Source organism: Candidatus Saccharimonas aalborgensis, from assembly GCF_000392435.1.
GTDB classification, from domain to species: Bacteria; Patescibacteriota; Saccharimonadia; order Saccharimonadales; family Saccharimonadaceae; genus Saccharimonas; species Saccharimonas aalborgensis.
Genome location: NC_021219.1, coordinates 583,528 through 595,466, shown reverse-complemented (window position 1 = coordinate 595,466; position 11,939 = coordinate 583,528). Strand labels below are relative to the sequence as shown.

The window sequence follows — 11,939 nt, the reverse complement described above, 5'->3', positions numbered from 1 at the left end:
ATCCATTATACTAGAGCCATGAACACACTTACACTCCCCGAGCATCCTACACTTGCCGACTTTCAGCGCTATGTTGAGCAGATGGAGCATGAAAGAGGATTTAGCGACGAGACCATCCTCCATTCGTTTATGTTACTCGTCGAAGAAGTTGGCGAATTAGCAAAATGTATCCGCAAGGACGATGACATCATGCGAATGGATGCAAACAAACAGCATGATGATAACGCCGCCCATGAAGTTTCAGATGTCTTCTCACTCCTCCTCAGTATCGCAAACCGTCTCGGCGTCGATATCGAGCAGGCCTTTCGCGACAAAGAGGCGATCAACAGCACCCGCACTTGGACAAATTAGCGTTTGCCCCCTCGAAACACATCCCACTCTTCGCGTGGGAATGTGGCCTGCCAGTGTGGCCACTCTTTCCTATAGCGTTCGAACTCGCTCGGCAGTACGCGGTGTAGCCTCCATGGTTGGTCCTCCGGAACACGATCAATACAACGAATCCCGTCGAGATGATCTACTTCGTGTTGTGCGATACGTGCCACAAACCCATCGAGAGTAAGTTGAATCGGCGCACCATTACGGTCCCAGCCTTCTAGCTCGATGTGATCAAACCGCGGTACATTTGCACAATAATTTGCGCATGACCAACAGCCTTCACGACCATCAACCTGCTTTTCACCATGCATAGATATACGGGGATTAATAATGGGCAAAAGATGTTGCTCTTGGTTCGCTCCTGTCGCAGTTACGTCGATAGTGATAATTCGTTTACTCTGACCCACTTGTGGTGCAGCAAGTCCCACCATTTGGCGCGTATCTTCGCCGTCTTTTCCCTTTCCTGCGGCCATCCGAAGCATTTCGTCGATAATCCATTGGATTTCCTTTGAACTAACTTCCTCCTCAGCCACTTCTGCTGATCTAGAGTTGAGAAATCCGGCATGCTCGACGGGATCAATGAGATCTAGTCTTGGAACACTAATTTTTTCGATTGGTTCACGGTCTCTCATCTACACCTCTCCCCAATTATTACCAGTATGTACGTCGACTTGCAGCCGCACGCCGAGTTTGGGATAGATATGTTCCATGGTCTCGACGAGCATTTCTGAGATTCGTTCGGCGTTTTCTTTGGGACACTCTATGAGGATACTGTCGTGAATCTGCAAGAGTTGCTCGCCTTGACCCTGAAGCCTTTTGTCAACCTCAAGCATTGCCATCTTCATAAGATCAGCCTCGGTACCCTGTATCGGCATATTTGCTGCAGCTCGCTCAGCGGCAGAACGAACAACAAAATTACTCGACTTGACATCAGGTGTCCAGCGCCGCCGCCCAAACAGCGTCTCCACAAATCCATCATCGTGCGCTTTTTTGATCGTGTCGTCAATGTATTTACGGATGTTTGGCCGCACCCGGAAATACTCGTCGATAAACTTTTGGGCATCGACGTATGTCATACCCGCAGCCGCAGCCAGACCGTGCTGACTCATACCATAGAGCACGCCAAAGTTGACTACTTTCGCTGCACGACGCTGGTCTTTTGTAACGTTGTCGAGTGGGACATGATATACTTCGCTCGCCGTCTTAGCATGAATGTCGGTGCCGGCATTGAAATCATTGATCATCTTTTCGTCGCCCGACAACACTGCCGCAAGCCGTAGTTCAAACTGCGAATAGTCGGCGCTCACAAATACATTTCCCTTCTCGGGCACAAATGCGTCTCTGATCTGGCGGCCCCGCTCGGTGCGGATTGGGATGTTTTGCAGATTCGGGTCAGTGCTCGACAGTCGGCCCGTTGCGGCTACGTCTTGATTAAACGTTGTATGAATACGACCGCATTCATCTACCTGCTGTGGCAACGTCTGCACGTAGGTATTTTGCAACTTAGTGAGCTCACGGAACTGCTCAATTAACTCAATGATTGGATGTTGGCCTCGTAGCTTATCGAGTTCTTTCTGACCCGTACTATACCCTGTCTTGCCTTTCTTTATACCAAAAGTTGACAGGCCCAATTTTGTATACAGCACTTCTGCGAGTTGCGCTGGACTAGCGATATTGAACTCACCTCCTGCTATCTCATACATTTTTGCTTCGATTACCGTGATATCAGTCGTAAGAGTTGTGTTCATTTCAGCGAGTTTTGCTGTGTCAAGTCGTATCCCTCGGTGCTCCATGCGTGCAAGTACGGGTATCAGCGGAAAATCCATCGTCCGCGCCACATGTGCCAATTCGGGTAGTGCATCAAGTGCCTGACCCTGCTCATCGTAGAGTGCCCAAATCGCACTAATAGCCAACTTTGGGTCGTCGATTGCTTCCATGCCCACAAGATCGGCCAGCTCGCGACTCTTGCGGAGCGGGTTGAGCAAGAACGATCCCTGCGCAGTATCGTGGTGAATCTCCGGCAATACTGTCACACCATCGCCCAGTAACTGTTTGAGAAATAGCTTGCTATCGTGCCCCACCATCGCCACCTGCTCGAGTATCTCTGCAGCTTCGAGCCGAGGCAAGCGAGCGGCCCTACCTCGCTCGTGGCTCAACCACACTTCATCCCCATCGGGCCATACAATGAGCTCGCGCGCCATCATCAGTACGGCACGTGCATGGCTTGGGGAAAGTTCCTCTGCAGATTCAACTTGTGCTAGCTCGGTCATCCCCGCTTTTGCTGCGGGTGTATCACGCATGTGTTCAGGCAGGTTGCGTAGCAAACTACGAAACTCAAGATGCGTGAGTAATTCTTTTAATGCCGCGGTGTCGAGGTCATGAGCATTCATATCGTCCAGGTTAAGCTCGACAGGCGCATCAAACCACAGCTCGGCAACTTTTTTGCTCATTTCGACTAGCTCACGACCATCTTCGAGCTTGCGCCGCAGACTATCTTTGACTTGCCAGAGGTTTTCGTAGAGATTATCGATTGTATCGAACTGCTGGAGGAGTTGGATGGCCGTTTTTTCGCCGATGCCGGGCGCGCCAGGAATATTATCACTGCTATCGCCCTTGAGCGCCTTGAGGTCGAGGAACTGATCGACACGGATGCCATATTTCTCGGTGAAACTTTCGGGCTTGAAGAGATCAATATTGGTCAGACCTTTTTTGAGCGCATAGACATGAACCAGCGGATTGATTGCCTGCAGGGCATCCAGATCACTGGTGATGAGACAGGTCTCTATGCCTTTGTCGCTGGCTTTTTTTGCCAGCGTCGCCATGATATCGTCTGCTTCATAGTCGTCGAGCTCATACAGCGGCCAACCAAAGGCTTGCAATAGCTCATGCAAGATCGGAATCTGCGCATAAAAATCCGCCGGTGCTGGCTTGCGCCCCGCCTTGTACTCAGGGTAAATCTCAAGCCGTTTGCGGATATTGGTCTTAGGCTTATCCCAAGCGACGCATACATAGTCGGGTTTGAGCTTCTTAAATAGCTCGAGCGCCAGCGCCGCAAAACCATACACACCACCCGTCGGCGTGCCGTCGGCAGTCGAGAGGTTTGGCATCGCATAGTAGCCACGATAAAACACACTCTTGCCATCGATAATCACCAGCCGCTTCGTCATAGACTCATTATACGCTACACTAGTGATATGAGTGAACGAGAACAAGGAAAGATACTGGCGTTTGTCGGCCTTACTGGCAGCGGCAAATCAGAAGCAGTCGAATATGTCTGCGAAAAAGGCTACCCGAAGGTCTATTTTGGTGGCGTGGTGCTTGGAGCCATGAAAGACGCCGGCATCGAATGGACAGAGGCGAACGAGAAACAATTCCGCGAAGGAATTCGTGAGCGCGAAGGAAAAGACTTCGTTGTAAAGCGTATCATTAAGCAAATTCACGACCTCATGGACGCGGGCCAGCATCACATTGTTGCTGATGGCATTTACAGCTGGACAGAGTACAAAGCAATGAAGCATGAGTTCCCCGGTGAACTTGTTGTGGTGGCTATTGTTGCCCCAAAACATACTCGACACCACCGCTTAACGACACGTCCTATTCGACCACTTACCGGCGAGGAGGCAACTGAGCGAGATTGGGCCGAAATCGAGAACCTCGAAAAAGGTGGACCAATCGCCATTGCCGATTACTTCATTCACAACGACGGTGACCTCGACAAATTACACGACGAACTCGATGCTATCATGCAGGCGGTCGAGTTCTAACAGCCTCTACTGGAGATACTCGTAGAGCTTCTTTGCATCCTTGTGCTTACGGAGTTTCGCTAGGGCCTTCGCTTCAATTTGTCGGATTCGCTCGCGCGTGACGGCGAACTCCTGGCCTACTTCCTCAAGTGTATGACTTTTGCCATTCTCGAGGCCAAATCGCATCTTGATAATCTTTTGTTCACGTTCACTAAGTGTCGAGAGAACACCTTGAACCTGCTCTTTAAGTAATTGGTTCGAGGCTGATTCTTCGGGAGTCGTACTGTCTTCGTCCTCAATGAAATCACCAAGCACCGAATCTTCGTCTTCACCATCGCGGCCAACACCGGCATCAAGGCTCGAGATGTCTTGTTTGATTTTGATGACATACTCAACTTTTTCTGGCTCCATCTCAAGCTCTTTGGCAAGCTCGTCAATGGTTGGCTCACGGTTTAATTCCTGAGTCATCCGCCGCTGCGTACGGAGGAGCTTGTTGATTGTCTCTACCATGTGCACAGGGATACGAATCGTCCGCGCCTGATCAGCAATAGCACGAGTAATCGCTTGCCGGATCCACCACGTCGCGTAGGTACTAAACTTAAAACCCTTATCAGGATCAAATTTTTCAACAGCGCGCAGTAACCCGGTATGGCCTTCTTGGATAAGGTCGAGGAAATCAAGACCTCGCCCACTATAGCGCTTCGCAATAGAGACAACGAGACGCATATTTGCCTCAGCCATCTTATCTTTTGCCTTCTTGTCACCTGCGACAACACGCTGCGCAAGTTCCAGCTCTTCTTGGGCATTGAGGAGCGGAATTTTTCCAATTTCACGTAGGTGGAGTCGTACTGAGTCGTCAGATATATCGTCAAAATACTGACCGGAATTTAGGACGTCCTCGGGTGTGTCCTCTTCTTCATCGAGTAGTTCATCAAGAGCCGGTTCTTCGAAATCCGGCTGTACTAGCTCTTCCTCGGGCTGGTCTATTACTTGGTCATCATCGTTTGCCACGCGCTATCTCCTTTATCAAGTCATTGAGTGCTACTCGCAACTTGTTTGCCATTACCTCATCGCCAGTATCTTCGGCACTACGAAGCTGTGCGGTGAGTTGTTCATGGGTTTGTTTCTTGTGTTCTTGTTCAATTTGGCGGATCAAGCGTGCTGTTTCAAAGTAGCGGTCATTGGTATCCCACTCAGCATAACGCGCGTCGGCCCGTAATAGAAGTATTTTGACATACGTGTCGATGTTTTGCAACTCTTTCGGCGTATCAGTCAGACTTTTGCCGTAGTGCCGAGCAAAAAAGTTCGCTACTTGCTGTCGCTCATCGGTGTGGAGTAATCGGATATCAAAATGCGCAAAAAGTTCCTGACTTGGCGCGTCGATGCACGCAACTGCCAGCAGGTCATCCTCATACGCATGCACATCGTAGACCAACTCCTTGATCTCAGCCTTAATAGCCCGACGCGCTGACGGAGTCTCGCTGACAGATTGCAGTTTTTCATGTATCGCCTCCACGGAAGAATGGGTAACTTCAGCAATGAGTTGCTCGTAATGCTGTCGTTCCACTGCATCAGTTAAGGTTCGCACCACTGCGAGTGCCGCCGTGGTAAACGAGCGCTTACCCGCTGCTGTGCCGATATCTACACGTGCTTTGTACTGATCAATCACCCACTCGACAGCTGGTTGCTGCTCCTCGATCACCCGTCGCCAGGCACCAGCATCACGTCGCACTAACTCATCGGGGTCTTTGTCTCCCCCCGGTAGGCTAATCACCGTGAGATCTATTTCGAGATTCGCCGCAAGCGCGATCGCCCGCTCGGTTGCGGCAATTCCCGCTTTATCGCTATCGTAGGCTACACGTACGTCGGGTGTTAGTCGCTTGAGAGCCCTCAGATGATGTTCGGTCATCGCCGTTCCAGCCGTCGCCACCACCTGTCTTACGCCCGCCTGATGGCTACTGACGACATCGAGGTTACCTTCCACTACAACCACGTGTCCCTTGGTGCGTATCGCTTCTTTTGCCTGACTGAGCCCAAAGACATGTCGGCTCTTGTCGTAGAGCAGTGTTTGCGGTGTATTTAAATATTTGGGAGCAGTGTCATCGGGAATAATGATCCTACCAGTAAACCCAACTACTTGCCCGGTACTATCCATCAATGGCACCATCATTCGGCCGCGGAAAAGATCACCGCCGTAGCGATTTGTAAGTCCTGCGTCACTGAGCTCTTTTTTTGTAAATCCCTTTTTTGTCAGATAGCTCGTGAGAGCCGTGCCACTATCGGGAGCGTAGCCGATTTGAAAATCCTGGACGGTCTGACGACTAAGCTGTCGCGCGTCGGTGACATAGGTGAGTGCGTGTGAGTTACGGAGCAAACTATGCTGATAATACTGGGCCGCCAGACGGTTTGCCTCGGTGAGACGCTTTTTGCGCTCGCTCAGTTGACGGCTTGTTGATGAATCGTAGAGTGACAAATCAACACCCGCTTTACGCGCCAAGTGCTCAAGCGCCTGACGGAAATCCATGCCCTCCACTTCCATGACGAATGCAAAGACATCACCACCTTTATTGCTGCTAAAATCATGCCAGATGTTTTTTTCGGGGCTCACAAAAAAACTCGGTGTTTTTTCGCTGCTAAACGGACTAAGCCCCTTATAGTTACGCCCGGCCCGCTTGAGATGAACATACTCACCGATGATGTCCTCAATTGCGATTCTCGACCGCACCTCCTCTTTGGCATCCATATGCTCATTATAGCATCCTTTACCTCTGTAATTGTTTGTGCTTAAATGGGGACATGAATCCGCAGACTCCCGGCCCCCAACAACTTCCCCCTCCTCAGCCGAGTGGGCTGCCCCCTCTTTCTGGACCGGCCGCAACTCCTCCGTCAGCGCAGCAATACCAAGCCGTCGCCGATACGACGTCGGCCGCCGGTAATCAATTCTCGGTCGATTATCTTAATCAAATTGCGCCACCGATGCCGCAAAAAACCATCAACCGCTTCGCCGTATTCGGCATGATTGCCGGCGTCATCGCTCTCGGTGTTTTCCTCATGGTAGTAATGACGGGGAGCGGCCGACCCGACGTCTCGTCACAAACAAAACTCATCCAGGCCCGCATCGCAACTCTACAATCTGTCACTGCAGAACAGCAGAAGCATCTCAAGCAAAACGAACTGGTCAGTGTCAACGCGACTCTCTCCACCACACTCACTAGTATGATGAGTAGCCTCAATGACCTCAAAAAAGCCCAGGGTATAAAGAGCGTACCGCTTGTCCAGTCAACCACCGAAAAAGCTTACCAAACGTCACTTTCGGGCAAATTCAACGATGCCTACCTCACTGGCACGCTTGATCGCACCTATGCCGGTGAGATGGCTTACCAACTGGCTATCCTCAAAAGTATGGTCCAAAAACTTACCTCGATCAGCCCCAACAGTCAATCCATCAAAACCTTTCACGAGAGCTCTATCCCCTCAATCGACGTTGCCAGCAAACAATTTTCCGATTTCTCGGCGTCCAAATAACTACTTTGTTACCAACTGATAACTGAGGTACGCAAGATCTCGTATTTCATCATCGCTGAGTTGACCCGAGCAGATGATCGTATTCCAGTGCTTCTTATTGAGATGATAGCCCGGCAAGACCGTTTCATATTTTTCCCGTAAATGGACTGCCAGTTGCGGATCACATTTCAGACTTATTCGTAGCGGTTTCGTGCCCTCCGAAATAAGTGCAAACATCTTTTCATCCTGACGAGGCACATCGTTATGACCTACCTTATACACCGCCACACCTTCGCCAAATGGGTAATCAAGCCACGCACCAGGCAAACTAAGCAAATATGCCTCGATCGTTTTGTGATCCATCAGCCCTTTACCTTCGTCAGGTAGTAGGTAAGCTCCTCTATACTTCCGCGTATATCCTCAAGAGCCCGATGAGCTTCGGGTTTGGCAAATTTCTTACTGTACTTCCCTTCCATCACAACTTTCCAAGCGCTGACATCAAGCATACGATAATGTAGTCGTTTGCCCAGTTTTGGCCACCACTGATCGATAAACTTCCGGTCCTGGTGGATCGAATTGCCAGCAAGCAGTACCGGTCCATCACCGCAATGCTCGTCAATAAACGCCAGGAGTTCTCTCTCCACAGCCGCCTTCGTTTTTGTGGTCGCCTTGTTTTGCGCCATCAGCTGCTCGCGTGACAAGGGTGCTTCTTCGTACCAAAATTGCTTATTTTTTTCGAAGCGCGCCTGTACGTGCTTACTACACCAGTGCGCTGCACCCTCGTAGGTGGCAATCTCTTTGAAATCCCAATCAGTCACTATCGCCGCAATTTCGAGCGGATAATCATTCACCGGATCCAGTCCAGTCATCTCCATATCCACCCAGAGAATGCGTTTCGGTTTAAAGGCAGGTTTTGTCATGAGTATAAGTATAACAGCGTCTCTTATCGAAGCATATCACATACTGATCGAGTCTTGTGTCTTCTTATTGCGGGCTAATGTGCTTTGTACGGGACCTTAAGATCGCGCACCGTCGCTGACCAGTTGAGCCGTTGGAGAATACTCCGTTGGAGTGTCGCATCTGCAGGCTTAACAATCTTGCCGCTCCCATCGGACCCGACAACCGAAAAATCATAGGTAATCGCAAGTTTTTTGAGTCCTTTCGCTTTGATTTGTGCTAAACAATCGTCGTGAAAGGAGTTGCATGTCTTGCCTATCGCTAGCCACTGCTGCAACTGGCTCACATCTGCTCCTGGGGTCATCGCGAGATTCATCTCGATGGCCGCAGAGCGTGTTACCTCTCTAGTATCTTGTTGATCAAACAGGAAATTACCCATCGAATAGACGATGAGATGCCCTTTATAGACTTCTGTGGATTGAACCCAGTGCGGATGATCGCCGATGACCGCATCAGCGCCATGATCAATCATGCTTCGATAGAGGGTAGTTTTTATTTCGTCAGGACCAGGCTTGTACTCTTGGCCTGAGTGAGGATACGCGATGACCGGCATATACTGGCTGTAGCGCTCCATTTGGCTCAAGGACTCTTGAGATGGTATGCGAAAAACACCGTGAAACCCACAGTACGCCATCGGTAGGGCGCCACTCTGAACCGAACCGTCACTCATCGTAACTTTTACCGGCATCGCAATAACTTCACAGACATCTTCGAGCTTCTCTGGGTTGAAGTGTCCGAAGTATTGTAAGTGGTTTTTTTCGAGATTGGCACGCGTCGCATCAAGACCAGCCTGTGCCCCTTGATTATCGCTATGATTATTGGCGTTCGAAAACATCGTAAACCATTTTGCGGCTTCGGGAAGGTAGGCAGGATCACAATTGAATGTCAGAGTCGCCTCCATCTGTGCCGAGGTCATGTGAACCCCATCGACAGAGGGACACTCCAGATTGCCTACCCATGCATCATACTGTTCGCGGTGGAATTCGTTCAGCCGCGAAAACGGATAGGCATATTTTTGAGGTGATTTCATTGACCAATCATTGATGTATCGACCCCAAAACACATCACCCATGTGCAGTGTCCTATTACTAAAGCCGACCGGTGTGGCTGCCTGAGGTGATGGGATATCATGACTCGACGATAGCTGTGTCGAACGTTGGGGCCATGAAGCACTTAGCCATAACCAAAGTACAGCAAGGACAACCAATCCAACAAGTGTGGATAGAGCTATCCCTGCCAGTTTGCGCGACTGTTGACGTACCTGCAATCCCATGATGCTTTTGATTATACAACAGCACTAGGATGAACTAACGAGATTGGGTCTACTTGTCTTTTGATTTATCGAGTTTATCGAGTTTCATCAAATGAACAATGGCGTAGACGACGAATGCAACTGCGAGGAGCGTGATGAGCGAGCTCACGAAAGCACCCCATGCAAAGACACCCTCACGATCACCTACCTTGAGCGTAAACTCGGCCGCCTTCAGGCCTGCCTGCGAACCAACGATCAGCTGAACAAGCGGGTCGATAAAGGCACCGACAAGTTGTTTGACCGTATCGCCTGCGGCAGTACCAATCGCCAGACCGACTGCCAACCCAACAACCCCCTGCTCCCTGATGAAGTTCATAAATCCTGCACTATGACCTTTTGCATTTGCAACACTCTTTGCTGGCATGACGCCTCCTCTGTTATGTATAAAAGCAGTATAGTATAGACCCGTCAGACAGACAAGACGTCGATATACCCTTTGACATCAATTTCATTTTAATTTATAATTATATAATATATCTAGGTATCTCTATGACAGAACGCTTCCCTTTAGCCAACCAAAACACTTCACTTACCAGCGATATGTTGGCACTACGTGCCGATGTGCGAGTGTGGGAAAAAAGAGTGATGGCAAACGAAGACCTCCTAGCATTTTTGACCAAAGAGCCCACTGCAACCACGTCACCCTTAGAAGCCGAACGAAATCTACTACTCGCTCGACAAGCACTCCAAGCAGCCCTCTGGCGCGGCTATGAGCATTATGCCACTCACCGCGCTGAATACATCGAGGCTGCCCGGCAGGAATGTCCCGTTCCACTCACCCTCTCGTAATGCCATACCTATACATCATCGCGTACAAGTGGCATACTCATGCAGCGAGGACCACCTCGGCCACGCGACAACTCGCCACTTGGTACTTCGATAACTTCGATACCCGACTCTCTAAGAGCGCGGTTGGTAACGGTATTTCGGTCATACGTGACAACTACATTTGGAGCAATCGCCAGTGTGTTTGACCCATCGTTCCACTGCTCACGAGCGGCAGCGATGGGATCGCCCGCACCGCACTCGATCAGCTGAACACCATCAAGTCCCAGTGTGTCGCAAAGGACTTTTGTCAGATCACTTTCCTCACTGATAGCCATGTCTCCGTGTTCGCCGCGTTTTTTCATGACATAGAGTTTCATCGCATTACTGCCAGCACGTACTTCGGGGTGGATCGAGAACGAATTGGGCCCGACCATTGTAAAGACAGTGTCGAGATGCATAAAAGCGCGTGAGTCAGGGATCTCGACTCCTATCACAGTATCAAACGTTGATCGGTCAAATAGCTCCCTTGCGATCATTTCAACTGCTTGGGGTGAGGTGCGTTGGCTCATACCAATTGCCATGACGCGGTCACTGAGCACAAGTTCATCGCCTCCTTCGACAGCATAGGGTTGCTCGCGATCATACCAAACTTTAACGCCGCTCTTTGCGAAACGAGGATGATGAGAAACAATATATCTCATAAAGAGTGATTCACGCTGGCGCGCCGGAAAGCGCATGTGATTGATCGTCAGCCCATCTCCAATCGCAGCGGCTGGATCACGAGTAAAATAGAGGTTTGGCATAGGAGCCAAGTGAAATGGTAGTGTCCTATCAGTAGCAAGGCGAACCAGCTGGAATTCATCGTCGCCACCTGGCAATTCATCCTTACGGATACCTTGCATGACTTTCCACACCATATCGTGAGTCGTCATATCGGCCAAATGGCTCGCTACGCGGGCACGTGTTCTGAGACCCTCGATTCCTGAGCCTTCTATCATCTCGCCAGTAAAGGCCTTGCGAACCTCATTATCAGCGAGCGCCTCTATGGCGAGCTGGTCGAGATACAGTACTTCTGCACCTCGGGTCCGCAAAACGTTAGCAAACGCATCGTGCTCTCGCCGAGCTTCTCTCAAATACGGCACGTCGTCAAACAGCAATTCGGCCATGGTATCAGGGGTGAGATTTTCTAGTTCTCCTCCAGGACGATGCAGCAGCACCGAGCGGAGTGTACCGATCTCTGAATTATTGTGAATTGGTTTCTCAAGTGTGTTCATTATCTA

13 protein-coding genes are annotated in these 11,939 nt (G+C 50.2%); 4 read left to right on the top strand and 9 right to left on the bottom strand.

What is annotated here, in order from left to right; all coding sequences use genetic code 11:
* Positions 1-18: 18 nt before the first annotated feature.
* Positions 19-351 (top strand): MazG nucleotide pyrophosphohydrolase domain-containing protein, encoded by a 333-nt coding sequence (locus L336_RS03045; RefSeq protein WP_015641751.1) that lies wholly within the window; start codon positions 19-21, stop codon positions 349-351.
* Here L336_RS03045 and L336_RS05665 read toward each other — a convergent pair.
* Together L336_RS05665 and polA are read right to left on the bottom strand one after the other, a co-directional pair.
* Positions 348-1,007: a peptide deformylase gene (locus L336_RS05665; protein ID WP_015641750.1), complete on the bottom strand. Its 660-nt coding sequence runs from the start codon at positions 1,005-1,007 to the stop codon at positions 348-350. The two genes, L336_RS03045 and L336_RS05665, sit on opposite strands and share 4 nt — an antisense overlap.
* Positions 1,008-3,542: a DNA polymerase I gene (polA, locus tag L336_RS03035; protein ID WP_015641749.1), complete on the bottom strand. Its 2,535-nt coding sequence runs from the start codon at positions 3,540-3,542 to the stop codon at positions 1,008-1,010.
* A 27-nt stretch (positions 3,543-3,569) separates the two neighbouring features.
* On the opposite strand from polA, the gene L336_RS03030 reads away from it, so the two are divergent.
* Positions 3,570-4,139 carry an AAA family ATPase gene (locus L336_RS03030; protein ID WP_015641748.1) on the top strand — a complete coding sequence of 190 codons (570 nt, stop codon included), beginning with the start codon at positions 3,570-3,572 and terminating at the stop codon, positions 4,137-4,139.
* Between the two features lie 6 nt (positions 4,140-4,145).
* Here L336_RS03030 and rpoD read toward each other — a convergent pair whose 3' ends face one another.
* Together rpoD and dnaG are read right to left on the bottom strand one after the other, a co-directional pair.
* Entirely contained in the window at positions 4,146-5,129 is a 984-nt protein-coding gene (gene rpoD, locus L336_RS03025) for an RNA polymerase sigma factor RpoD (RefSeq protein WP_015641747.1), read from the bottom strand.
* Positions 5,116-6,861 (bottom strand): DNA primase, encoded by a 1,746-nt coding sequence (gene dnaG / locus L336_RS03020; RefSeq protein ID WP_015641746.1) that lies wholly within the window; start codon positions 6,859-6,861, stop codon positions 5,116-5,118. Before dnaG ends, rpoD begins: the two co-directional genes overlap by 14 nt.
* A 53-nt stretch (positions 6,862-6,914) precedes the next feature.
* Between dnaG and L336_RS03015 the strand changes: the two genes are divergently transcribed.
* The gene (locus tag L336_RS03015) at positions 6,915-7,643 is read left to right on the top strand and encodes a hypothetical protein (RefSeq protein ID WP_015641745.1); all 729 of its coding nucleotides are present in this window, start codon (positions 6,915-6,917) and stop codon (positions 7,641-7,643) included.
* Here the strand turns inward: L336_RS03015 and L336_RS03010 are convergent, their stop codons facing one another.
* The 4 genes from L336_RS03010 to L336_RS02995 all read right to left on the bottom strand — a co-directional run bounded on the left by L336_RS03010 (position 7,644) and on the right by L336_RS02995 (position 10,255).
* The gene (locus tag L336_RS03010; protein WP_015641744.1) at positions 7,644-7,985 is read right to left on the bottom strand and encodes an MmcQ/YjbR family DNA-binding protein; all 342 of its coding nucleotides are present in this window, start codon (positions 7,983-7,985) and stop codon (positions 7,644-7,646) included.
* Positions 7,985-8,542 carry an oligoribonuclease gene (orn, locus tag L336_RS03005; protein ID WP_015641743.1) on the bottom strand — a complete coding sequence of 186 codons (558 nt, stop codon included), beginning with the start codon at positions 8,540-8,542 and terminating at the stop codon, positions 7,985-7,987. Before orn ends, L336_RS03010 begins: the two co-directional genes overlap by 1 nt.
* A 74-nt stretch (positions 8,543-8,616) precedes the next feature.
* The gene (locus L336_RS03000) at positions 8,617-9,852 is read right to left on the bottom strand and encodes a CapA family protein (protein ID WP_015641742.1); all 1,236 of its coding nucleotides are present in this window, start codon (positions 9,850-9,852) and stop codon (positions 8,617-8,619) included.
* Positions 9,853-9,901: 49 nt separating this feature from the next.
* Positions 9,902-10,255, bottom strand: coding sequence for an MscL family protein (locus L336_RS02995; protein ID WP_015641741.1), 354 nt, complete (start codon positions 10,253-10,255; stop codon positions 9,902-9,904).
* A gap of 125 nt (positions 10,256-10,380) precedes the next feature.
* On the opposite strand from L336_RS02995, the gene L336_RS02990 reads away from it, so the two are divergent.
* Positions 10,381-10,680 carry a hypothetical protein gene (locus tag L336_RS02990; RefSeq protein ID WP_015641740.1) on the top strand — a complete coding sequence of 100 codons (300 nt, stop codon included), beginning with the start codon at positions 10,381-10,383 and terminating at the stop codon, positions 10,678-10,680.
* Positions 10,681-10,688: 8 nt separating this feature from the next.
* Here L336_RS02990 and arcA read toward each other — a convergent pair whose 3' ends face one another.
* The gene (gene arcA / locus L336_RS02985) at positions 10,689-11,933 is read right to left on the bottom strand and encodes an arginine deiminase (protein ID WP_015641739.1); all 1,245 of its coding nucleotides are present in this window, start codon (positions 11,931-11,933) and stop codon (positions 10,689-10,691) included.
* Positions 11,934-11,939: the final 6 nt, after the last annotated feature.

Bases quoted from the DNA above. Each gene is read 5' to 3' on its own strand.
- L336_RS03045 (WP_015641751.1), top strand. From the start codon at position 19: ATGAACACACTTACACTCCCCGAGCATCCTACACTTGCCGACTTTCAG.
- L336_RS05665 (WP_015641750.1), bottom strand. From the start codon at position 1,007: ATGAGAGACCGTGAACCAATCGAAAAAATTAGTGTTCCAAGACTAGAT.
- polA (WP_015641749.1), bottom strand. From the start codon at position 3,542: ATGACGAAGCGGCTGGTGATTATCGATGGCAAGAGTGTGTTTTATCGT.
- L336_RS03030 (WP_015641748.1), top strand. From the start codon at position 3,570: ATGAGTGAACGAGAACAAGGAAAGATACTGGCGTTTGTCGGCCTTACT.
- dnaG (WP_015641746.1), bottom strand. From the start codon at position 6,861: ATGGATGCCAAAGAGGAGGTGCGGTCGAGAATCGCAATTGAGGACATC.
- L336_RS03015 (WP_015641745.1), top strand. From the start codon at position 6,915: ATGAATCCGCAGACTCCCGGCCCCCAACAACTTCCCCCTCCTCAGCCG.
- L336_RS03010 (WP_015641744.1), bottom strand. From the start codon at position 7,985: ATGGATCACAAAACGATCGAGGCATATTTGCTTAGTTTGCCTGGTGCG.
- orn (WP_015641743.1), bottom strand. From the start codon at position 8,542: ATGACAAAACCTGCCTTTAAACCGAAACGCATTCTCTGGGTGGATATG.
- L336_RS03000 (WP_015641742.1), bottom strand. From the start codon at position 9,852: ATGGGATTGCAGGTACGTCAACAGTCGCGCAAACTGGCAGGGATAGCT.
- L336_RS02995 (WP_015641741.1), bottom strand. From the start codon at position 10,255: ATGCCAGCAAAGAGTGTTGCAAATGCAAAAGGTCATAGTGCAGGATTT.
- L336_RS02990 (WP_015641740.1), top strand. From the start codon at position 10,381: ATGACAGAACGCTTCCCTTTAGCCAACCAAAACACTTCACTTACCAGC.
- arcA (WP_015641739.1), bottom strand. From the start codon at position 11,933: ATGAACACACTTGAGAAACCAATTCACAATAATTCAGAGATCGGTACA.